Source organism: Nocardia barduliensis (genome assembly GCF_013315795.1).
Lineage (GTDB): Bacteria > Actinomycetota > Actinomycetes > Mycobacteriales > Mycobacteriaceae > Nocardia > Nocardia barduliensis.
Genome location: NZ_JABLTE010000019.1, coordinates 44,580 through 65,529, shown reverse-complemented (window position 1 = coordinate 65,529; position 20,950 = coordinate 44,580). Strand labels below are relative to the sequence as shown.

The 20,950-nt window shown below is 69.4% G+C and carries 20 protein-coding genes; 8 read left to right on the top strand and 12 right to left on the bottom strand.

Annotated features, from left to right (window positions below):
* Positions 1-96: 96 nt before the first annotated feature.
* The 5 genes from HOV91_RS11195 to HOV91_RS11175 form a co-directional block, all read right to left on the bottom strand.
* The gene (locus tag HOV91_RS11195) at positions 97-807 is read right to left on the bottom strand and encodes a type 1 glutamine amidotransferase (protein WP_174185380.1); all 711 of its coding nucleotides are present in this window, start codon (positions 805-807) and stop codon (positions 97-99) included.
* Positions 804-2,042 carry a MurT ligase domain-containing protein gene (locus HOV91_RS11190; RefSeq protein WP_174185379.1) on the bottom strand — a complete coding sequence of 413 codons (1,239 nt, stop codon included), beginning with the start codon at positions 2,040-2,042 and terminating at the stop codon, positions 804-806. Before HOV91_RS11190 ends, HOV91_RS11195 begins: the two co-directional genes overlap by 4 nt.
* Before the next feature lie 65 nt (positions 2,043-2,107).
* A complete protein-coding gene (locus tag HOV91_RS11185; protein WP_174185378.1) occupies positions 2,108-2,749 on the bottom strand; it encodes a pyridoxamine 5'-phosphate oxidase family protein in 642 nt (213 codons plus the stop codon).
* A gap of 72 nt (positions 2,750-2,821) precedes the next feature.
* On the bottom strand, positions 2,822-4,597 hold the full coding sequence (locus HOV91_RS11180) for a hydroxysqualene dehydroxylase (protein WP_174185377.1): 1,776 nt from the start codon (positions 4,595-4,597) through the stop codon (positions 2,822-2,824).
* Positions 4,598-4,763: 166 nt separating this feature from the next.
* Positions 4,764-5,714, bottom strand: coding sequence for an EamA family transporter (locus HOV91_RS11175; RefSeq protein ID WP_174185376.1), 951 nt, complete (start codon positions 5,712-5,714; stop codon positions 4,764-4,766).
* Positions 5,715-5,809: 95 nt separating this feature from the next.
* Between HOV91_RS11175 and HOV91_RS11170 the strand changes: the two genes are divergently transcribed.
* The gene (locus HOV91_RS11170; RefSeq protein WP_174185401.1) at positions 5,810-6,745 is read left to right on the top strand and encodes a LysR family transcriptional regulator; all 936 of its coding nucleotides are present in this window, start codon (positions 5,810-5,812) and stop codon (positions 6,743-6,745) included.
* A 37-nt stretch (positions 6,746-6,782) separates the two neighbouring features.
* Here the strand turns inward: HOV91_RS11170 and HOV91_RS11165 are convergent, their stop codons facing one another.
* Together HOV91_RS11165 and leuA are read right to left on the bottom strand one after the other, a co-directional pair.
* The gene (locus HOV91_RS11165; protein WP_174185375.1) at positions 6,783-8,417 is read right to left on the bottom strand and encodes a MinD/ParA family ATP-binding protein; all 1,635 of its coding nucleotides are present in this window, start codon (positions 8,415-8,417) and stop codon (positions 6,783-6,785) included.
* 262 nt (positions 8,418-8,679) lie between these two features.
* A complete protein-coding gene (leuA, locus tag HOV91_RS11160; protein WP_174185374.1) occupies positions 8,680-10,473 on the bottom strand; it encodes a 2-isopropylmalate synthase in 1,794 nt (597 codons plus the stop codon).
* Between the two features lie 272 nt (positions 10,474-10,745).
* Here leuA and HOV91_RS11155 point away from each other — a divergent pair, with 272 nt between their 5' ends.
* The 4 genes from HOV91_RS11155 to HOV91_RS11140 all read left to right on the top strand — a co-directional run bounded on the left by HOV91_RS11155 (position 10,746) and on the right by HOV91_RS11140 (position 15,903).
* Positions 10,746-11,513 (top strand): sulfite exporter TauE/SafE family protein, encoded by a 768-nt coding sequence (locus HOV91_RS11155; protein ID WP_174185373.1) that lies wholly within the window; start codon positions 10,746-10,748, stop codon positions 11,511-11,513.
* Between the two features lie 67 nt (positions 11,514-11,580).
* A complete protein-coding gene (locus tag HOV91_RS11150; RefSeq protein WP_174185372.1) occupies positions 11,581-13,209 on the top strand; it encodes an alpha/beta hydrolase in 1,629 nt (542 codons plus the stop codon).
* A 76-nt stretch (positions 13,210-13,285) separates the two neighbouring features.
* Positions 13,286-14,905: a GMC oxidoreductase gene (locus HOV91_RS11145; protein WP_174185371.1), complete on the top strand. Its 1,620-nt coding sequence runs from the start codon at positions 13,286-13,288 to the stop codon at positions 14,903-14,905.
* 122 nt (positions 14,906-15,027) lie between these two features.
* Entirely contained in the window at positions 15,028-15,903 is an 876-nt protein-coding gene (locus tag HOV91_RS11140) for an ion transporter (RefSeq protein ID WP_438822651.1), read from the top strand.
* Here the strand turns inward: HOV91_RS11140 and HOV91_RS11135 are convergent.
* Both HOV91_RS11135 and HOV91_RS11130 read right to left on the bottom strand, forming a co-directional pair.
* Positions 15,881-17,092, bottom strand: coding sequence for a low temperature requirement protein A (locus HOV91_RS11135; RefSeq protein ID WP_174185370.1), 1,212 nt, complete (start codon positions 17,090-17,092; stop codon positions 15,881-15,883). The genes HOV91_RS11140 and HOV91_RS11135 overlap by 23 nt on opposite strands.
* Before the next feature lie 86 nt (positions 17,093-17,178).
* Entirely contained in the window at positions 17,179-17,637 is a 459-nt protein-coding gene (locus tag HOV91_RS11130; RefSeq protein WP_174185369.1) for an SRPBCC family protein, read from the bottom strand.
* A gap of 254 nt (positions 17,638-17,891) precedes the next feature.
* On the opposite strand from HOV91_RS11130, the gene HOV91_RS11125 reads away from it, so the two are divergent.
* On the top strand, positions 17,892-18,239 hold the full coding sequence (locus HOV91_RS11125) for a spore germination protein GerW family protein (RefSeq protein WP_174185368.1): 348 nt from the start codon (positions 17,892-17,894) through the stop codon (positions 18,237-18,239).
* 80 nt (positions 18,240-18,319) lie between these two features.
* Here HOV91_RS11125 and HOV91_RS11120 read toward each other — a convergent pair whose 3' ends face one another.
* Both HOV91_RS11120 and HOV91_RS11115 read right to left on the bottom strand, forming a co-directional pair.
* On the bottom strand, positions 18,320-18,511 hold the full coding sequence (locus tag HOV91_RS11120) for a DUF1918 domain-containing protein (RefSeq protein WP_174185367.1): 192 nt from the start codon (positions 18,509-18,511) through the stop codon (positions 18,320-18,322).
* A 65-nt stretch (positions 18,512-18,576) separates the two neighbouring features.
* Positions 18,577-19,170, bottom strand: a complete 594-nt coding sequence (locus HOV91_RS11115) for a TetR/AcrR family transcriptional regulator (protein ID WP_174185366.1) — start codon at positions 19,168-19,170, stop codon at positions 18,577-18,579.
* 58 nt (positions 19,171-19,228) lie between these two features.
* On the opposite strand from HOV91_RS11115, the gene HOV91_RS11110 reads away from it, so the two are divergent.
* Both HOV91_RS11110 and HOV91_RS11105 read left to right on the top strand, forming a co-directional pair.
* Positions 19,229-19,804 carry a dihydrofolate reductase family protein gene (locus tag HOV91_RS11110; protein ID WP_174185365.1) on the top strand — a complete coding sequence of 192 codons (576 nt, stop codon included), beginning with the start codon at positions 19,229-19,231 and terminating at the stop codon, positions 19,802-19,804.
* Positions 19,805-19,834: 30 nt separating this feature from the next.
* Positions 19,835-20,410: a dihydrofolate reductase family protein gene (locus tag HOV91_RS11105; RefSeq protein WP_174185364.1), complete on the top strand. Its 576-nt coding sequence runs from the start codon at positions 19,835-19,837 to the stop codon at positions 20,408-20,410.
* Positions 20,411-20,501: 91 nt separating this feature from the next.
* Here HOV91_RS11105 and HOV91_RS11100 read toward each other — a convergent pair whose 3' ends face one another.
* Positions 20,502-20,915 (bottom strand): secondary thiamine-phosphate synthase enzyme YjbQ, encoded by a 414-nt coding sequence (locus HOV91_RS11100; protein WP_174185363.1) that lies wholly within the window; start codon positions 20,913-20,915, stop codon positions 20,502-20,504.
* Positions 20,916-20,950 lie beyond the last annotated feature (35 nt).

The following is a 20,950-nucleotide window of genomic DNA, read 5'->3' as shown; positions in this document are numbered from 1 at the left end:
GATGCCGAAGCGGCGCGACACGCGTTCGTCACCCGCCGCATACGGTGCCCGCCGGACGCGGGCTCGGAGGAATGTCCGCTCCCGCGATCCGGCGGCTCAGGCGCGCAGGCGTTCCCGGCGCAGCTGGTCCACCTCGGGAAGTTCGAGGGGGGCCAGTTCGGTGACGCCGAGGGCGCGCATCAGCAGCAGGTCGGCGAGTTCGGGGTTGCGGGCCAGCGCTGGACCGTGCATGTAGGTGCCGATCACCGAACCCTGGACGACGCCTTCCAGTCCGTCGCCGACGCCGTTGCCGACGCCACGGGTGACGCGGGCCAGGCCGTGCGCCGCACCGCCGAGTTTGGTTCCGCCCCGGTGGTTCTCGAAGCCGGTGAGCGCCGCGGTGAGCCCGTCGAGCAGCGGTGCGGTGGTCACCTCGCCGATGGCGCGCTTGTGCTGCGGCGACGTGGTCACGTCGATCAGGCCGACGCCGTCCACCCGTTCGCCCGCCGAGGTCTCGTACCACTGGCCGAGCACCTGGATGGCCGCGCAGATCGCCAGTACCGGAGCGCCTTTCGCGGCGGCGCGCTGCAAGCCGGGGTAGCGCTGCAGATGGCGGGTGGCCAGCCGCTGGGCGGAGTCCTCCGCGCCGCCGAGGGTGTAGATGTCCAGGGAATCCGGTACCGGCTCGGGCAGCGTGATCTCGACGATCTCCGCGTCGTAGCCGCGCATGCGCAGCCGCTGCCGCAGCACGAGGGCGTTGCCGCCGTCGCCGTAGGTGCCCATTACGTCCGGCAGTACCAGGCCGATGCGCAGGGTCGATTCGCTCATGATGCCCGCTCCTCGAGGTCACGGTTGAGATCACGGAAAGCGGTGTAGTTCGCCAGCACTTCCACATGGCCCGCCGGGCACGACGCGATGGCGCGCACCGGATCGGGCACCGTGGTGTGCTCCACGCCCGCGTAGGTCAGCCGCACCGCGAGATCGGTGGCCCGCTCGCCCGCCGCCACCACCTGCACGCCTTCGAAGTGCTCGAACCGCACGTCCCACAGCCAGGACAGGTCCTCGCCGTCGGGCACCTGGCCGTTCACCGCGATCACCAGGCCCGCCGACGTCGGCTCGATCATCGACAGCGCCTCCTGCCACCCGGCGGGGTTCTTCGCCAGCAGCAGGCGCGCGTCGTGCTCGCCGACCTGCACGGTGCGGTAGCGGCCCGCGATCTCGCGCACCGTGCCCGCGGCCGCGACGGCCTGCTCCGCATCGGCGCCCAGTGCGACGGCCGCGGCCACCGCCTGGGCGGCATTGCCGCGATTGGCGCGGCCGGGCAGCGCGAGCCGCAACGGGAAGCGCACGCCGTCCGGGCCGACCAGATCGTCTTCGTCGAGCCACCAATCCGGTTCGGGGCGCTGGAAGTCCGCGCCGGTACTGCGCCAGTGCGCCCCCTCCCAGATGATCGGCTCGCCGCTGCGCGGGCAGCTGGTCGCGTCCATCGCCCAGCCGCTGCCCGCGGACACCCACACCACGTTGGGGTGGTCGTAGGCGATCGAGGTGACCAGCACGTCGTCGCAGTTGGCCACCACGACGGTGGCGGGATGCTTCGCCAGCCCGGCGCGCAGCTTGCGCTCGATCATGTTGATCTCGCCGACCCGGTCGAGCTGGTCGCGGCTGAGGTTCAGCAGCACTACCGCCGAGGGGTTCAGCGCATCGGTGACGTGCGGCAGGTGCAGTTCGTCCACCTCGATCGCGGCCAGCGGCGCGCGCCGGTGCGCGTTGAGCGCGGCGACGATGCCCGCGTCCATGTTCGCGCCGTCGGCCTGGGTCGCGACCGCGCCCAGCGTGCTGAGCGCGGCGGTGGTCATCCGCGTGGTGGTCGACTTGCCGTTCGTGCCGGTCACCAGCACGGTGCGCCGTTGCCTGCCCAGCTGGTCCATGACGGTCGGATCGATCTTCAACGCGATCAGGCCGCCGATCATCGAGCCCTTGCCGCGACCCGCCTTCTGCGAGGCCCAGGACGCCGCGGCCGCCGCCGCCAGCGCGAGCCTTCCACGCACCGATATGTCTGCCACGTCGCGAGTCTATGTTCGCCCCGCGATCCGGGCGCGCCGCGGTCGGGTGGCGTGGGCCACGCGGCTCAGCCCTGGTAGAGCTTGGCGGCGTAACTCTCCGGGGAGTAGTAGCGCTCCAGTTCCTCCACCGTCTCGGTGACGTTCGTCTGCACTTCCTTGACCAGGCAGGCGGCGCTGGGCAGGGTGTCCTCGGGCCACTGCTGCGGCTCCCACAGGTGGCTGCGCATGAACGCCTTGGCACAGTGGAAGAAGATCTGGTCGATGTCCACCTCGACGGCGAGGATCGGGCGGTGCCCGCGCACCACCATGTCATCGAAGTACGGCGCGTCCCGCACCAGCCGGGCGCGGCCGTTGATCCGCAGCGTCTCGCGGCGTCCTGGGATCACGAACAGCAGGCCGACGTGCGGGTTGGCGAGAATGTTGAGGTACCCGTCGGCGCGCCGGTTACCGGGGCGCTCGGGGATGGCGAGGGTGGTGTCGTCGAGCACCCGCACGAATCCGGCCGGATCGCCTTTCGGCGAGGTATCGCAATTGCCCTCCGCGTCGCTGGTGCTCATGACCAGGAACGGGGACGTCGCGATCCACTCCCGGTCGCGGGCGTGCAGGACGGCTCGCTCCTTGGTCGCGGCGCGCGGCAAGACCTCGCCGAGCAGCTCCCGCAGGTCCGCCGGGTCGGTGATCTCGTTCGGGCCGGTGCTCTCGCGCATGCTTCGATTCAAGCACCGCTCGCACCGGTCGGACGATCGAATCGCGTTCCCCCGAAGGGAGATCGATCACCTTCAGACGGGGACGTCGAACATGTTCGGCTGTCCTGCCGCGTAGCGGTCGGCGTCGATCCGGCGTAGTGGTTCCAGTTCGGGGGCGCGGAAAAGGGTGTATGTCCGGCAGCGTTCCGCGTTCGAACCGGATACCTCCAGCAGTGCGTTCACCGCGGCTCGCGCGGATTCGTTGGCGCCCTCCATGGTGGCCAGGTCGACGTTCGTGCGCACGTAATCGCCCGCGAGGAACAGGTTCTCCAGTGCGCCGTGCGGTTGCGGACGGTACTCCCACGAGCCCGCCGTGTTGATCAGCAGCGGGTCGGCGTTGGCGTTGCGCCGCTGCCCCTCCTGCCAGGTGATGCCGGGGTCGAGGAACCAGGAGTGCAGGTCGGCGTCACGCAGCACCTCGCCGCGATCGTCCAGGTGGGCTCGGATCTGTGCCCAGGTTTCGCGGGCGATCTCGTCGTGGGTGCACTCTTTGGCCGGTTTGCCGAACAGGATGCCGGGAGTGTTCCAGTCGGAGATGTCCACCGAGAGGCAGTCCTGCACGCTTCCGTCGCCGAACTCGGGCAGCTTGCGGCGCCACAGCTGGCTTTGGCTGATCGAGGTGAGCGACCACGGGGCGTCGATATAGGCGGTGTGGCCGCGGGAGATCTCCGCCGGTCTGCGCAGATAGAACTGGATGCCGTTCATCCAGTCGGTGACGAGGCGATCCATCGCGGCCAACTCGGGCCGCACGGCCAGCACTTGCGGCGACCACAGGGTGCGCGCCCGTTCGGCGGGCAGCGCGACGACGAAGTAGTCGGCCTCGACGGTGCGCTGTGCGCCGGTCTCGTCCACGACGCGGGCCGCGGTGATCCTGCGGTCGCGCACCTCCAGTTCGCGCACCTCGGCCCCGAGCACGAACTCCGCCCCGAGTTCGCGGATCCGCCGCATCCACGGGTCGATCCACACCGCGTTGGTCGGGCCGTTCAGCACCCGGTCCAGGCCGCCGTCGTTGCCGATCTCGAAGGGATTGCCGAGGAACTGCTCGCCCATCGTGCCGATGGTGCGCACGCTCGCCACGTTCTCCTTCGCGGCGACCATGATGCTGGTCAGCGTGCGGGACAGCAGCGCGCGGAACTCGTGCGAGCGCGCGTGCCCGCCGACGAAGTCGTGCCAGGAAGTGCGTTCCCACTGCCCGAGGCGGCGAGCGTCGCAACTGGTGTTGAAGACCAGCAGGCGCTCGGCGAAGTAGATGCCCTCGGCGGGGGACAGTCGCAGCGCCGTCGCCAGCGCGGCGCCGAGCGTTTCGCGGAAGCCGTCGGGGCTGAAGCCGGCGCGGGCGCGCGGGCCGAGCGGGACGCGGAAGTCGTCGCCGCCGCTCCGGGCGAAGCGCGCCTCCGGCACTGCAACCAGGTTGTCCCAGACCCCGTTGGCGTTGCCGGGGAAGGGAATTCGCCGCATGCTGTCGGGCACGTGCTGATAGAAGCCGGGGAAGAAGCGGAAACCGTGCTCACCGGGCAGGTCGGGCCGCCCGCCCGCTCCGGTGCCGGGCACGCCGACGCTGCGGGCTTTGCCGCCCCACGCGCGCTTTTCGTAGACGGTGACCCGGAAACCGCGTTCCGCCAGCTCGTGCGCGGCGGTGAGACCGGCGACACCGCCGCCGAGCACCGCGACCCGTCGTCCGCCCGGATTCGCCGTGGCAGGCGTCGGTCGCACCGCACCCGCCGTCAGCGCCCCCGCTGTAGCCACCCCCGCCGCCACCGTGTTACGAAGCAGTGCTCTTCGCGATACGGTCCATCGATTTTCTGCCATGCGCCGCTCTGCTGCCTAGAACCGGGACCAACTTCCAACGCCGGGCACTACTGTAAGGCGGCAATTCGAGTCTCTCGCACCGACCCCGCGAAGCGATCGGTGCGCCACGCGGAATCTGTGCGGTCGAGCACACGCGCGGTAGCCGGATCGCGGTGCGACCGCCCGTTCAGGCCGGGCGGCCGGAGTCGGCCAGCGCGGGGGTGCTCGGTGTCCCGGTGCGGACGTCCGCCGCCAACGCACGCGGCCCGCTCGATGTGGCGGCGAACGCGCCCGCCAGCACCACCACGCCGCCGACCAGCGACAACGCGGTCGGTGTCTCACCGAGCGCGGTCCAGGCGGCGGCGATGCCGACGACCGGAACGAGCAGCGAGAACGGCGCGACCAGGCCGGCCGGATAGCGCCCGAGCAGGTAGGTCCACAGTCCCGTGCCGACCACGGTGGCGAGGACGGCGATATAGGCGAGCGCCAGCAGGGCGGGCAAACCCTCGGCTGTGAACGACTCGGCCAGGGCGCGAGCGCCAGTGGTGGGCCCTTCGGCGAACACGGAAAGCGCAAACAGCGGCACCGGCGGGACGGCGGTGGTCCACAGCATCAGGTGCAGCGGGTTGACGCCGGGCGACTCGGTACCGGCCAGGCGCGCGCCGATATTGCCGAAGGCCCAGCCGAGCCCGCCGGCAAGAGTCAGCAGCACCGGCAGCAGGGTGGCGTGCTCCAGCCGGTCCCAGCCGATCACGGCCATGCCCGCCACCGCGACGGCGATGCCCCCGACCTGCACCGGCCGGATCCGTTCGCCCAGCAGCAGCGCGCCGAGCAGCACGGTGAACGGTGCGGAGGATTGCAGCACCAGGGAAGCGAGCCCGGTCGGCATTCCGACCCGCATCGCGGTGAACAGGAACGCGAATTGCAGGATGCCGAAGCCTGTGCCGTACAGCAATATCCAGCGCATCCGTACCGCTGGACGCGGGATGAACAGCAGCGCGGGCACCGCGAGCACCGCGAAGCGCAGTGCCGCGAAGAAGAACGGCGGGAAGTGGTCGAGCCCCACCCGGATGGCGAGGAAGTTCAGTCCCCAGAGCAGGACGACGGTCAAGCCGAGCAGGCGGTCGCGGTTGGTCACGTCCTCATCGTGCGTCCGGCTAAAGATCAGAACAAACGAATAATAGTTCACTGATGATGTAGATTTACTTAATGGAATTCAGGGCCGGGCCGCCCATGGCGCTGGAGAGGCTCCGTGTGCTGCGCGAGCTCGCCGATCGCGGCACCGTCGCCGCCGTGGCCTCGGCGCTGTCGATGACGCCCTCCGCCGTCTCACAACAGCTCAAGGTGCTGGCCAGGGAAGCCGGGGTGGCCCTGCTCGAACCGGACGGCAGACGCGTGCGGCTCACCGATGCGGGCCGCGCGCTGGTGGTGCGCGCCGACGAGGTGCTCGCCGCGATGGACCGCGCGGTCGCCGAGATGGCGCACTATCGTGGCTCGCCGCGCGGGCGGGTCCGGGTCGCGGTGTTTCCCTCGGGCGGTGCGCTGCTGCTGCCCCATGTGCTGCCGGGCATGGTGGACAGCGGTGTCGAGGTCCTCGCGCGAGACGAGGACGTGCCGCCGTCGGAGGTGGCGCGCCTGCTCGCCGACTACGACGTGGTCCTGACCCACCGCGACGAACGCGCCGCGCCGATCGCCGACCCGCGCGTCGCGACCAGGGCGCTCATGCGCGAGCCGATCGATGTGGTGGCGGCGCCGACCCATCGGCTCGCGGACCGCTCGGCAGTCGCGCCGGAGGAATTGGCCGACGAGACCTGGTTGAGCGTGCGTGGCGGTTTCCCGGTCGACGACGTGCTGCGCTCGATCGCGACCGTGACCGGAGTCCAGCCGCGAATAGCCCAGCGCCTGAATGATTTCCGCGTCATCGAGACGCTGGTCGCCACCGGCTACGGCGTCGCGCTCATGCCGCGCTACGCCGTGGGACACCCCGACCTCGCGGTGCTACGGCTGTCCGGCGTGCGGGCCGCCCGGATGTACGAACTGGCCACCCGCCCGCGCGCCGAGGCCCGTCCGGCGGTCGCGGCCGTGCTCGCCGCCTTCGAATCGGCCGCCGCGATCGCGACCGCCGACGCGGGGACGGTGAGCGGAAAAGACATCGCCGCACGAGGTTGACCCCGAGCGGCGATGTCGAGCAGGCACCGCGAACCGATCAGAATCCCTGCGGCGGCTGGTGCTGCCGGTAGGGGTGCTGCGCCTGGGAGCTGACGTAGCCGAAGTCGTCGGCGACCATCGCCGCCAGCTCCAGCAGCGCCCGCCGCGTCGGCTTGCTCACCAGCTCCAGATCGATCTCCGCGCCCTCGGCCAGATGGTCGTCGAACGGGACCACCTGCACCGCGCGGGTGCGGTCGAGGAACAGCTTGCGCAGCTGGTCGAGATCGACAGTGGACGCGCCGCGCCGGGAAGCGTTCACCACCACGACCGTTCGCTCCACCAGCTTGCCGTAGCCGTGGTGATCCAGCCAGTCCAGCGTGGCCGACGCACTGCGCGCGCCGTCGATGGCGGGCGAGGTGACCAGCACCAGCGAACTCGCCATATCCAGCACGCCCGCCATCGCGGAGTGCATCAGACCGGTGCCGCAGTCGGTCAGGATGATGTTGTAGAACGACTGCAGGATGCCGATCGCCTTGCGGTAGTCCGCTTCGCTGAACGCCTCGGATACCGCCGGATCCTGTTCACTGGCAAGCACTTCCAAGCGGCTCGGCGCCTGTGAGGTGTGCGCCCGCACGTCGGAGTACCTGGTGATGTGCTGATCCTCGAGCAGATTGCGCACGGTGGAGCGGGTCTGGCGCGGCACCCGGTGCGCGAGCGTGCCCAGGTCGGGGTTGGCGTCGATCGCGATGACCCGGTCGCCGCGCTGGGAGGCGAAGGTGGAGCCGAGACCGACCGTGGTTGTGGTCTTCCCGACGCCACCCTTCAGCGAGAGGATCGCGATCCGGTAGTCACCGCGCACCGGTTGGTTCACCCGGTCGACGAGGTCCTGGTAGACGATGTCGGCCGCCGACTCGCCCGGGTTGATCATGCCGCCCGACGCCTTGTGCACGGCGCGGCGCCAACCGCTGCGCGGCGCTCTGCGGGCCCGCCGGAGCAGGTTCAGATCGTTCACCGAATGTCCCGGCTGTCCGGGCTGCGGCAGATGCTGCGGCTGGAACGGCTGGGCGGCCTGATGCGGATTCGGTCCGCCCGGCCAACCTTGGCCTTGCGGTTGCCCCATCAGGGGCGGGGGCGGCGGCTGGTAGGCGGGCGGCGGCGGCTGATGCGTCACCGGCGGGGGCGGCGGCGCCCAGCTGTAGATCGGGCCGCTGGGCTGATCGGATTGCGGCGCAGCGGATTCGGGTGGGCCGGAGTCGACGGGTACCAGCCGGACCAAGCCGTCGCCGCCGATCTCCTGGCGGTACTCGCCGTAACCGGCATGCGGCCCGTCCGGCGGCGTGGCAATGGGGTGGTTACCGCTGTGACTCGACGGCGGCTGAAATGCGCCGGTAGGGAACTGTTCCCCCGGAAAGGGCGAGGGCGGCGGATACGCGCCCGCGCTCGGCGGGGCGTACGAACCGTACGGCTCGGCAGGTCCGGCTTGCGGGGGAGCCCACGACTGCGTCGGCACGGCAGCCTGCGGATAGACCGTGGTCTGCTCCGTCGAGCCTTGCGGCTCCGGCTGTTCGGGCTGCGCGTCCGGCTGGACCGGCCCGTCCGCCAAGTCGGGTGTCTGCGCTTCCGCGCCGCCCGCCGGTTCGGCCGACGCATCGGTGGCCGATGACTCCGCGTCGCTGACTTCGGCCGTATCCACGGAATGACTCTGCAGCCAGGGCGGAGAGGTCGGATTGTGGTCGTTTGTTGTCACGGTTCCCCCATCTGCTCGGGAATTCGAGCAGAGAGCTCGGCGCTTGGAGTGCGAATCCAACGCTAGCACGGGGTTCGCTACGCCGTGGCGCGGTGCGTGCCGGAGGTGGGGAACGACAGGGCCCCTGACAAGCGGTCTGCCCCACCGGGATCGGGCGCCGCGCGGTGGAACCGTCGCGGCGCCCGTCCGGAGGCAGCGGAATGCGCTGTCAGTGCGCCCGGTTCACCGCCGACACCACCGCGCGCAGCGACGCGGTCGTGATCGAGGTGGCGATGCCGACGCCCCAGACCACCCGGTCGCCGATCGCACACTCCACATAGGCTGCGGCCTGCGCGTCATCGCCCGCGGACATGGCGTGCTCGGAGTAGTCCAGCACCTCTACGTCGAAGCCGACCGCGGCGATCGCGTCGACGAACGCGGCGAGCGGTCCGTTGCCCTTGCCCGTGATCTCCTGCTCGACGCCGTCGACCTTCACCACGGCGACGATCGAGTCGACGCCTCCGTCGGTCTCCGAGGCGGTGACCTTCTGGCGCATCCGCTCCAACGGGCGGATCGGGCTCAGGTACTCCTCGTGGAAGACGTCCCACATCTCCTTGGGCGTCACCTCGCCGCCCTCGCCGTCGGTGATCTTCTGGATCGCCTGGGAGAACTCGATCTGCAGCCGCCGCGGCAGCGCCAAGCCGTGGTCGGTCTTCATGATGTAGGCGACGCCGCCCTTGCCGGACTGCGAGTTGACCCGGATGACCGCCTCGTAGGTGCGGCCGACGTCCTTCGGGTCGATCGGCAGATAGGGCACTTCCCAGGTGATGTCGGCGACATCCGACTCGGCGGCGTCGGCCGTGGCCTTCATCGCGTCCAAGCCCTTGTTGATCGCGTCCTGGTGGCTGCCGGAGAACGCGGTGTAGACCAGGTCGCCGCCGTACGGGTGCCGCTCGTGCACCGGCAGCTGGTTGCAGTACTCGACGGTGCGGCGGATCTCGTCGATGTCGGAGAAGTTGATCTGCGGGTCGACGCCCCGGGAGAACATGTTCATCCCCAGGGTGACCAGGCAGACATTGCCGGTGCGCTCACCGTTGCCGAACAGGCAGCCCTCGATCCGGTCGGCGCCGGCCTGGTAGCCCAGCTCGGCGGCGGCGACGGCGGTGCCGCGGTCGTTGTGCGGGTGCAGCGAGAGCACGATCGCGTCGCGGCGGGCCAGGTTGCGGCTCATCCACTCGATCGAGTCCGCGTACACGTTCGGGGTGGCCATCTCCACGGTGGCGGGCAGGTTGATGATCAGCGGCTTCTCCGGCGTCGGCGCGATGATCGCCGAGACCGCGTCGCAGACGTCCCTGGCGTATTCCAGCTCGGTGCCGGTGTAGGACTCCGGGCTGTACTCGTAACGCCAGTTGGTGTCCGGGTAGCGCTGCTCGATCTCCAGGCACAGGGCGGCGGCGTCGGTGGCGATCTTCTTCACCGCGTCGCGATCGGCGCGGAACACCACCTTCCGCTGCAGGATGGAGGTGGAGTTGTAGAAGTGCACGATGACGTTCTGCGCGCCCGCGCAGGCTTCGAAGGTGCGTTCGATCAGTTCCGGACGGCACTGGGTGAGCACCTGGATGGACACGTCGTCGGGGATCGCGCCGTCCTCGATGATCTCGCGGACGAAGTCGAAATCGGTCTGGCTGGCCGAGGGGAAGCCGACCTCGATCTCCTTGTAGCCCATCCGCACCAGCAGGTCGAACATGCGGCGCTTGCGGGCCGGGCTCATCGGGTCGATCAACGCCTGATTGCCGTCGCGCAGGTCGACCGCGCACCAGCCGGGCGCACGGTCGATGACCTTGTCCGGCCAGGTGCGGTCGGGCAGCGTGATCGGCTCGACCTCCTCGGCGAAGGGCCGATAGCGGAACGTCGGCATCGAGGAGTTCTTCTGTCGGTTCCACCCGGGCTGGTCGGCCGGAGCGGGTTTGCTCGGCGCCGTGATCGAGCGGGTGGTGGATACGAACGCGTCAGCAGGGGACATGGGCGGTTTCTCCCGAGGATGTCGTTTTTCCCAATGGGCTGGGTCGACCGGCGCGGCAAAACCCCGCGACGGGAGCCGGTCCGATCAGACCCCGTCGCGGCGGTCGAGAAGAAGTGCCCGCTGCATGATGTCCGAGAGTTTACCGTGCCGGCATACCGCCGGAAAGGGAGGTCCCGTCGTCGGGTGATCCGACGACACCGCTACCGTTCGGTCCGGCAGTGGACAACGCTGGTACGGGCCCGGGGGTCCGACCGGACGTCGAAGGATTGGCTATGACCTGGCTGGAGCAACTGGCCGTCTTCGGTGCCGGCATTGCGGCGGGCGGCATCAACACTATCGTCGGCTCGGGCACGCTGATCACTTTTCCCGTTCTCCTGGCGTTCGGCCTCCCGCCGGTGACGGCGAATGTGTCCAACACCATCGGTCTGGTCCCCGGTTCGATCAGCGGCGTGCACGGGTACCGCCGCGAACTCGCGGGCCAGCGCGACCGGCTGACGCGCTTGGGCACGGCCTCGCTGCTCGGCGGCATCACAGGTGCGGTGCTGCTGCTGGTCCTGCCCGCCGGTGCGTTCAAGGCGATCGTGCCGATCTTGATCATCGTGGCGCTGGTGCTGGTCGTCGTGCAGCCGCGGCTGGCGAGCTGGGTCAGGCGCCGCCGGGAGAACGACGACGCCCCCGTACCGGAGCACGGCGGCCCCATCCTGTTCGCCGCGATCTTCGCCGCGGGCGTCTACGGCGGGTACTTCGGCGCCGCCCAGGGCGTGCTGCTGATCGGGTTGCTCGGCGTTTTCGTGCACGACGACATCCAGCGCCTCAACGGGGTGAAGAACGCGCTGGCCTTGATCGTGAACGCGGTCTCGGCGCTGATCTTCATCGTCGTGGCGGACGTGAACTGGCAGGCCGTCGCGCTGATCGCGCTGGGTTCGATTCTGGGCGGACAGCTCGGCGCGCGGCTGGGCAGGCGGATGCCGCCGACCCTGCTGCGGGCCGTCATCGTGGTGGTCGGCCTGATCGCGGTGATCCGCCTGGTGACGTCCTAGCGGAGGCGATCTCAGGGTCGGATGTCAATCCTCAGGCTGACGACGGCTGCCCGGCGCGGGCCTCAGGATGAGAGCCGTGCCTAGCTGGAAGATCGTCATCGTCGCCGCCCTCGCCGGGCTGCTACCCGCGTTGAGCGGCTGTGGCGGGCCGCCGAGCCGACACGAATCGGCGGTAGCGGACCTGGCCGCGCAGGCCGACGCGGTGCCGACGCCCCGGTTGGATTGGGCGCCCTGCGCCGAGCCGGGGCTGAACAGGTTCCAGTGCGCGACCGCGCAGGTGCCGGTGGACTACGCGCACCCGGACGGCCCGACCCTCGGGCTGGCGGTGGTGCGTCAGGAGGCCACCGACCCGCAGCGGCGGATCGGCACGCTGTTCTCCGCCGTCGGCGGTCCGGGCGGGTCGGGACTGCGCTGGGCGGCGAAGGGGGAACTGCTCGGCGGCGAACTCGCGCGCCGCTTCGACGTGATCACCTTCGATCAGCGGGGGGTCGGCCGCAGCGGGCAGGTGCGCTGTTTCGCGGACGCCGAACAGCAGCGCCGGTTCTGGTCCGCCGCGGTGCTGCCGCCGGTGAATCCCGAGCAGGAGCGCGCGGCCGACACCGCGAGCCGCGAACTGGCCGCCGGTTGCGCGGCGCACGGCGGCGCGCTGCTCGGGCACCTGACCACCGTCGACGCCGCGCGCGACCTCGACCTGCTGCGCCGGGCCGTCGGCGATCCGCAACTGACCTACGAGGGCGGTTCCTACGCGAGCTATCTGGGCCAGGTGTACGGCGCGCTGTTCGGCGATCGGGTACGGGCGCTGCACCTGGCATCGATGATCGAACCGGACGCGTACACCAACGACACCCGGCGCGCCATCGAGCGCGCCGCGGCCGGGACCGAAGAGGTCTTCGACGAATTCCTGCGGTTGTGCGCGGAGGCGGGCCCGGCGGGTTGCGCGTTCGCCGCCCAGCCGGGCGGGACCGGGGCCTCGGCGCAGGGTGGCGCCGGCGATCTCGTCCGCCCCACCGATCTGCGGGAGCGCAACGACGCTGTGCTGCAACGTCTTCGCGCGACGCCCCTCGTGGTGGGGACCGGCGAGCGGGCGCGGACGGTCACCTACGCCGAGGCGCTCTCGTCGCATGCGCTGCTGCTGTACGACGCGCAGGAGGGCTGGCCCGCCCTGGCCCGACTGCTCGCCGAACTGGAGCGCGGCCCGGCGGGCGACCCCGTCGCCGTGGGACAGATCCTCGCGGCCACCGAGCAACCGTACGATTTCCTCGACTCGTTCATCGCGATCTCCTGTGCCGACAACGCCTTTCCGCGTGACTCCGGCCAATGGCCCGCGATGGCACGGGATCTGGCGAGGGTGAGCCCGACCTACGGCGCGTTCTGGTTGTCGCTGCGTCAGCCGTGCGCGTCCTGGCCGTCCCCGCCGGAGGGATACGCGCAGCGGTATACCGGGCCGTGGATCCTGCGGTCGGACACCCCGGCTCTGCTGGTCAACAATCGATTCGACCCGGTGACCTCGCTCGGTGACGCTCGGCGCGCACAGCAGGAATTGGTGAACGCCCGGCTGGTCGTCGTCGAGGACGGGTACGGGCACACCCCGCTCAACGACTGCACCCGGAAGCTGCGCGAGCGCTACCTCGTCGACTTGCAGCTACCGGCCCCCGGGGCGACCTGCCGCCCGGACGAGCTGCCGTTCGGTCGATAGCAAAAACGGATATCTGTTCACAAAACGGGAATACCGGTAATCTGCGCACGCTAAGCCTGATGATGGAAGGTGACCGGTGCGTAGACGTGCCTTGTTCAAGGCGGTGGGCACGGCCGCCCTGCTCGGTGCTGTAGGAACGACGGCGGGGACGGGCGTGGCGCACGCCGACCCGGTTTGGGAGGGTCTGTTCCGCACCTGGGTGCCGGAGATCTTCGCCCCGATTCCCGATCCGCCGGAGCATTCGCCCGCGATCGTCGTCGGCTCCGGTTTCGGCGCCGCGGTGTCGGCGTTGCGCCTGGCCGAGGCCGGGATCGCCACCACCGTGCTGGAACGCGGGTCACGCTGGCCGAACGACCCGTGGCGCGAGATCTTCACCGGCGACGACCTGCCCGACGGCCGCGGCTTCTGGCACCGCACCCACTTCACCGGCGTGACGAAGGTGCCCATGCAGTTCGCCAGTTTCGGCGGCGTGCTGGACTGCACCGAGTACTCGGGCATCGATGTGTGGCGCGCGGCCGCGGTCGGCGGCGGCTCGGTGATCTTCAGCGGAGCCATGATCGCCCCGCAGCGCCGCTTCTTCGACCACGTCTTCGGTGGCACCGTCGACTACGGCGAGATGGAACGCGTCTACTACCCGCGCGTGCGGGAGATGCTGCGGCTGAGCCCGATGCCCGCGGACATCTACAACTCCTCGCCGTTCGCGCACTCGCGCGCCTGGGACGACCAGGTGCGCAAGGCCGGCTACCAACCGCAGGCGAACGACTCGATCTTCAACTGGGACATCCTGCGCGGCGAACTCGCTGGCGCGACAAGGGCTTCGGCCACCGCGGCCAGAAGCAACCTGGGCAACTCCAACGGTGCCAAGTTCGACTTGAACCAGAACTACCTGGCGTACGCGCAGGGCACCGGCCGGTGCGGGGTCTTCCCCGGCCACCGGGTCGACGCCATCGCGCAGGAGTCCGGCGGCCGCTACGCGGTCACCGTGGCGAAGCTGTCGCCGACCGGCGACGTGCTCGGCACCCGCACCCTCACCTGTGATCGGCTCTTCCTCGGCGCGGGCTCGATCGGCACCTCCGAACTGCTGGTGCGCGCCCAGGCCACCGGTGCGTTGCCGAACCTGAACGAACATGTCGGCGACGGCTGGGGCACCAACGGTGACGTGGTGCTCGCCAGGGGCGCCAGCGCGCTGGCCGGGCACGGGCAAGGCGTGCCGAGCGCGAGCCGGATCTTCGACGAGTCCGGCGTGCCGCTGACGCTGGAGAGCTGGTACATCCCGGGCATCCCGTTCGAGACCGGCGCGCTCGCCTCGCTCGGCATGGTGCTCGACCCGACCCGCACCCGGTTCGGCTACGACCGGGCCACCAACCGGGTCGGGCTGAGCTGGTCGACCAAGAACCGGGACGACACCGTGGCCGCGGCCAGGGCGGTCGATCGCCGGATCGCCGAACGAGCGGACGCCCTCGTCGAGTACAGCGCTCTCGGCTACGACGCGAACGCGCTGTTCACCGCGCATCCGCTCGGGGGAGCGGTGCTGGGGCGGGCCACCGACGGCCACGGCCGGGTGCACGGCCATCCCGGCCTCTACGTGATGGACGGCGCCGCGATACCCGGCAGCACCGGAACGGTCAACCCGTCGCTCACCATCGCCGCGCTGGCCGAACGCAATATCGAGGCGATCGTTCGCGCCGGTCGCTGACCGATCGGGCGCCGGGCGCGGCAACCCGGTCGGCGTTGCTCCTGGGTGTATCGCCAACTGTGCCGAGCATGCTTTTCGCGTACTAATGTCGGCGGCACCGTTCGGCGTCGAAGGGATCCGCAGTGTCCGCTCCCAGCTCCAGCTCGGGCATCGAGAGTTCGTCCGTCGACAGATACGGTCTGCGGGAACCGCAACAGCCGCAGGACTATCCACGCAAGCCGCCGATGCTGTGGACCGATTTCGTGATGCTCGCGCTGGCCGTCGTCTCCGTGGCGCTGGTGGGCTGGATCACCTTCTTCCCCGTCTCCGGGCGCACCTATCAGGTGATCGTGGTCGTGGACTGGGCGTTGTGCGCGGTGTTCGCGGCCGAGTTCCTGTGGCGCTGGCGCCGCGCGGGCTGGCCGTGGACCTTCCCGTTCGTCTACTGGTACGAGGTCGTCGGCATGATCCCGGTGACCAGCCCGTTCTTCCGGGGTTTCCGGTTGTTGCGGATCGTGGTGATCGTCGTGCGGCTGGCCAGGGTGGCCGACCGCGTGTTCGGGGACCGGGTGACGGCCGCCGTGGTGAACCGGTTCGTGGCCACCATCGTCGACACCATTCGCCGTCCGATGACGATCGCGGTGATGGACGAGGTGGCGCAGGTGCTGCGCACCGGGCATTACACCCGCAATATCGCGGCCGCCCTGGAGGAGAACCGCGCCGAGCTGGACGAGATGATCTTGGAGCTGATCAAGAAGGACCCGCAGGCGGGCCGGGTGCGCTACATCCCGTTCCACGACGAGATCATCCGGCTGATCGCCGACACCAGCTTCCGCATCGTGTTCCAGGTGCTGGAAGATCCGCGCACCGACGAACTCGTCGCGGATATGTTGCGGGAGAACATCGATCAGATTCGCGACGCGGTCCGCGACGGTGTCCGGGTGCCGCCGTCCGCGTACGGGCGCACGCCCGACGAGGACTGCGTGGCGCAGCGCGTCACTCGGCTACCGCGTGCCTGATCGCGTCCCTCGGCTGCGCCAAACGCACGGTTTCCCAGGCGATCAGCGCGACCAGCACGAGGCACAGCAGCGCCAGCGACGCCAGCGCGGGCAGGGCGCACGCCAGCGGGATGAGGGCCAGCAGCACCACCACGGCGATCACTCGCGGCGCCGTGACGGCCCCCGTGGCGAAGTGCTTGAACCCGATCAGGGCGATCAGGTACAGCGCGACGCCGCCGTAGAGGGCGTAGAGCGGAATTCCGTACAGCGCGTCCTTCAGGGTGTGGTCCGCGGAGTCCCCGACGTAGTAGAGGACCTTCTTCAGCCCGAGCGACAGCGCGATGATCCCGACGATCATCGGGAAATGCCAGAAGGTGTAGGAACCCTGCGCGATCTTGATCTGCCGCCTGCCCTCGGCGTGGACGAGTTCGTGTTCCACCGCCAAGGCCGCGACGTCGAAATACGCCCACCACAGCAGACCGGACACGGCCAGGCCGAGCAGCGAGGCGAGCGCGATCGGCCAGGAGATCGGCAGACCGGCCACCCCGATGCCGATCGAGACGATCGATTCACCGAGCGCGACGATGATGATCAGCCCGTAGCGTTCGACGAAATGCCTGGCCGAATTCAACCGCCAATCGGTACCGGCGAACAGCGTCCACAGGTAGTCGCCCGCGATCGCGGCGATCCACAGCGCGATCTGCACCTTGCCGGTGGTCATCGCGGCGACCACCAGCAGCGTGGTGCCGAGGGTGATCGAACCGAGCGCCCAGCGCAGCAGCTGGTTGCGCAACTGCGGGTCCTCGGCGCTGGCCAGCCAGAAAATCCCGAAGTGCACCAATCGCACGACCAGATAGGCGATGGCGAAGACCAAGGGCCCGAACCATCCGCCCGGCGCGTCGTCGAACGCCTCGGGGATGGTGAGCGCGGCGAGGAACGCCCCGCCCATGGCCGCGAACATCGCGACCCGCGCGAGGCCCTCGTCGGCCCGGACCACGTTGCCCAGCCAGGAGTAGGCGATCCACAGCCACCACATCACCGCGAGCACCAGCAGCGCGCGCAGCGCGTTCTTCGCGTTGGTTTCGTTCGCGACCAAGCCGGTGACCATGGTGAACGCGAAGACGAGCACCAGGTCGAAGAACAGCTCGAGCTGGGTTACCGAGGCGCCTTCGGCCATCGGCTGGAACCGCACTCGTTTGGAACCGATCATGCCGCTCATCGTCGCACCCCGATCGGTTCGGCGCCGGTTCGCTGCCCCGCTCGGCCGCCGATTTCGCGCAGAGCACAGCGCCGCAGCTACACGGGTTGATATGTCTCGCTCTGGGGGAACCGCTCGGCGAAATCGATGAAACACTCCACGACCACTTCGTTGGCCTTGCGGAAGGTGCGTTTGAGCAGAAATCCCGGAACCGGGAGGGGCAGATAGAGCTCGACGTGGTACCAGACGTGTGTGCCGTCCACGCTGTCGGACACCTCGAAAAAGCCGCCGCCTCGGACGCCGCGGGTGCTGTCGGCGACGGTCCAGGAGGTCCGGTCGTCGGTCCAATCGTATTCCAGTACTTGAAGATCCGAGCTGCCCAGCAGTTCCGCCGCGAGAAAGACGCGCCGCGGCCTGCGCCGTGCGTCGCGGGTGGCGACCCGCACGTCGCTGTAGGAGGACGACCATTCCGGAAGGGATTCGACCGCCGTCAGAGCGTCCATGACCTGTTCGGGATCGGTGTCGACGAAGAATCGGATATCCGTTTTGGTGCGCATGGCATACCTCCGACCCCCGGATGGAACAAGTCCGCCCGATTGTCTCCGCGTTTTGTCCGGTTCGTCAAATTGACTGTGGCAGGAGGAATCTCGGCTAACCGGAAACGTGCCGTTATCTGGTCGAGATCGGCGATCGGCAACCGCGGGAACATCTTCCGGATGGAAGGAGGGGTTCGCGTGGGGGTTCGCGCGCCTAGGATCGGAGCCGAATGATCGTCGGTATCCGATGCCGTCGGTCCGGTCGGGAGGTTGTCATGAAATACGCCGAACTGCTGGCGCAGACCCGGGACGCGATCACGGTGCGCCGGGTATACGGCGAGCCGTACGAATCCGGCGGGGCGACGATCATTCCCGCCGCCGCGGTCGGAGGCGGCGGCGGTGGGGGCGGCGGTACCGGGAACGGTCCCGACGGGGAGGGCGCGGGCGAAGGCGCGGCATTCGGCGTGGGCGCCAAGCCGGTCGGCGCGTTCGTGCTGCGCGACGGGGAACTCACCTGGCACCCGGCCGTGGACGTCAACGCGATCATCGAGACCGCGAGCAGGGTGCTGATCGCGGTGATCCTTGCTTTCGCGCTGACGCGCCGCGGCAGGCGACGCGCCTGACCCGCGCGGTCGGACGAAGCTCGTCGGCTAGCGCCGGGTCCGAGCGAAGGCGCCGCCTCCGCTCGCACCCGGCGAAACGTCTATTCCGACGTGGCGGGCTCGACGATCGCGTCGGGCCCTGGATACACCAGCGACTCGTGACCGTCGGAGAACCGCACCACGTACGGTGGCGTCCCGTCCGGTCCGCGGACCTCGATGATCTCGGCCAGGTGATCCACTTCTCCCACCACGTGCCCGTGCACGCAGAGTCGATCTCCTACATGTGCCATCATCGCCCCATTATCGAACGGCAGTGCTGCGGGTCACAACCACTCGCGGCAAGTGCGGCGGGTCCGGTTCAGTCCGCCGTGCCGATGACCCGCTCGACCGCGGTTTCGATCAATTGCTGGCTCTGCTCCTCGGTGAACACCTCGGGCAACGTGAGCCGATCGACGATCAGCCAGTTCAGCGCCAGGTAGAGCAGCAGTACCGACTTCTCGTCGCCGGGCAGGCCCGCTTCCAGGTGATTGCGCACGTTGTACTCGATGTCCTCGCGCACCCGCTCGGTCAGCACCGCGCGCAACTCGGGCCGCCGCGTCGCCTCCAGGCGCAATTCCAGCAGCGCCAGGTAGCCGGTGCGGAACGCCTCGATGCGTCCGACCGTCTCCCGCATCAACTCGATGATGTTGGCGCGGGTCTTCGGCCCGCCGGTCAGCTTGGCCACGGTGTCCGCGCTCGGCTGTAGCCGCTCGTAGAAACGGCGGCCCGCCTGGGTCAGCAAGTCGTCGCGGTTGGCGAAGTAGTTCGATGCCGTGCCCGCCGGTACGGCGGCCTCTTTGTCCACCGCGCGGAAGGTCAGTCCGCGTGCGCCGTCGCGGGCGAGGACTTCGATCGCGGCGTCGACCAGCGCCTGCCGACGTTCCGGGTTGGTCCGCACTTGACACCACTCCATTCGTAGTACTACCTTCAAATCACTACGAACAGAGTACAACGAGTTGGGCGGTAATTACATGCGAAAACTGGTCTACTACGTGGGCGTGTCGCTGGACGGCTACATCGCGGGCCCGCAGGGGCAGTACGACTTCTACCCCTGGGACGCCGAGATGACGGCCTGGAGCATCAGCGAATATCCCGAGTTCGTGCCCACTCATCTGCGTCAGGGCGTTGGCATGGCGGTGGACGAGCCGAACAAACGGTGTGACACCGTCGTGATGGGGCGCGGCACCTACGAACCCGGCCTGTCCGAGGGCGCGACCAGCCCGTACACGCATATGAAGCAGTACGTGGTGTCCAGCACTCTCGGCCGGATCGGTGACCCGGCCGTCGAATTGGTCGAGCGTGATCCGGTCGGGCTGGTGCGCGGCCTGAAGCAGGCCGAAGGCGGGGACATCTGGCTCGCCGGCGGCGGCAACGTCGCCGCCCAACTGCTCGGCGAGATCGACGAGATGATCATCAAGAGCTATCCGGTCGTCGCGGGCGGCGGCATCTCCGCGTTCTCCGGCGCGTTCCGGCCCACCTTGTTCACCCCCGCGCGGCGCAAGGAGTTCGGCAACGGCGCGCAGGTCACCTGGTTCGAGCGGGCCTGACCCCGCCGTCGGTTCTCGAGAGGATTCCGCATGCGAAAACTCGTCTATTTCGTCGGTCTGTCCCTCGACGGCTACATCGCTGGCCCGAAAGGTGAACTCGACTTCTACCCGCTCTCCGACGATATGTGGGACTGGCTGCGCGCCGAGTATCCGGAGACATTGCCCACCCACGTCCGGCCGCACGTCGGCATCGCCGTGGACGCGCCCAACCGAAAATTCGACACGCTGGTGATGGGCCGGGGCACCTACGACCCAGCCATCGCCATCGGCGTGACCAGCCCGTATGCCCACATGAAGCAGTACGTGGTGTCCAGCACGCTCGGCCGGATCGATGACCCGTCCGTCGTACTGGTCGAGGCCGACCCGGTCGGGCTGGTCCGCGAGCTGAAGCAGCAGGACGGTTTGGACATCTGGCTGGCGGGCGGCGGTAAGTTCGCCGCCGCGCTACTGGAGGAGATCGATGAGCTGGTGATCAAGAGCTACCCGGTCGTCGCGGGCACCGGCGTGCCCGGTTTCGCGGGCGAGTTCCGTCCGACGCTGTTCCGGCCGACCCGGCGCGCCGAAGTCGGCGGCGGAGTCCAGGTCAGCTGGTTCACCCGGGCGTGAGCGGGCGCCCGGTCCACTCGGCCGAGGCGGCTGCGAGACGAGGCTGTCGTCCGCAGGCCGCCGCCCGGGGGCGGAATGCGACCGGACCGGGTCAGCCCGCGTCGGTGAGAAAGGACAACCGCACCTGCCGGTCGGGGTTGTCGACGTTGAGATCGACCAGCGCGATCGACTGCCAGGTGCCCAGGGCGAGTGCTCCGCCCAGCACCGGGACCGTCGCATACGGCGGGATCAGCGCGGGCATCACATGCGAGCGCCCGTGCCCGCGGGAGCCGTGGGCGTGCCGCCACCGGTCGTCGGCGGGCAGGAGATCGCGCAGGGCGGCCAGCAGGTCGTCGTCGCTGCGCGCGCCGAGTTCCATGATCGCGATCCCGGCGGTGGCATGCGGCACGAAGACGTGCAGCAGTCCGTCGCCGCCCGCTTCGCGCACGAAGGTCGCGCACTGCGGCGTGATGTCCTGTACCACTTCCCGGTGACCCGTTCGCACCTCGAGCAGCGTGCTCTTCATGCGCACATCGTCCCTCATCCGCGGCGGTGCGCGCG

Bases quoted from the DNA above. Each gene is read 5' to 3' on its own strand.
- HOV91_RS11105 (WP_174185364.1), top strand. From the start codon at position 19,835: ATGCGAAAACTCGTCTATTTCGTCGGTCTGTCCCTCGACGGCTACATC.
- HOV91_RS11180 (WP_174185377.1), bottom strand. From the start codon at position 4,597: ATGGCAGAAAATCGATGGACCGTATCGCGAAGAGCACTGCTTCGTAAC.
- HOV91_RS11155 (WP_174185373.1), top strand. From the start codon at position 10,746: ATGACCTGGCTGGAGCAACTGGCCGTCTTCGGTGCCGGCATTGCGGCG.
- HOV91_RS11110 (WP_174185365.1), top strand. From the start codon at position 19,229: ATGCGAAAACTGGTCTACTACGTGGGCGTGTCGCTGGACGGCTACATC.
- HOV91_RS11170 (WP_174185401.1), top strand. From the start codon at position 5,810: ATGGCGCTGGAGAGGCTCCGTGTGCTGCGCGAGCTCGCCGATCGCGGC.
- HOV91_RS11135 (WP_174185370.1), bottom strand. From the start codon at position 17,092: ATGATCGGTTCCAAACGAGTGCGGTTCCAGCCGATGGCCGAAGGCGCC.
- HOV91_RS11150 (WP_174185372.1), top strand. From the start codon at position 11,581: ATGAGAGCCGTGCCTAGCTGGAAGATCGTCATCGTCGCCGCCCTCGCC.
- HOV91_RS11120 (WP_174185367.1), bottom strand. From the start codon at position 18,511: ATGATGGCACATGTAGGAGATCGACTCTGCGTGCACGGGCACGTGGTG.
- HOV91_RS11125 (WP_174185368.1), top strand. From the start codon at position 17,892: ATGAAATACGCCGAACTGCTGGCGCAGACCCGGGACGCGATCACGGTG.
- HOV91_RS11115 (WP_174185366.1), bottom strand. From the start codon at position 19,170: ATGGAGTGGTGTCAAGTGCGGACCAACCCGGAACGTCGGCAGGCGCTG.
- HOV91_RS11130 (WP_174185369.1), bottom strand. From the start codon at position 17,637: ATGCGCACCAAAACGGATATCCGATTCTTCGTCGACACCGATCCCGAA.
- HOV91_RS11185 (WP_174185378.1), bottom strand. From the start codon at position 2,749: ATGCGCGAGAGCACCGGCCCGAACGAGATCACCGACCCGGCGGACCTG.
- leuA (WP_174185374.1), bottom strand. From the start codon at position 10,473: ATGTCCCCTGCTGACGCGTTCGTATCCACCACCCGCTCGATCACGGCG.
- HOV91_RS11195 (WP_174185380.1), bottom strand. From the start codon at position 807: ATGAGCGAATCGACCCTGCGCATCGGCCTGGTACTGCCGGACGTAATG.
- HOV91_RS11100 (WP_174185363.1), bottom strand. From the start codon at position 20,915: ATGAAGAGCACGCTGCTCGAGGTGCGAACGGGTCACCGGGAAGTGGTA.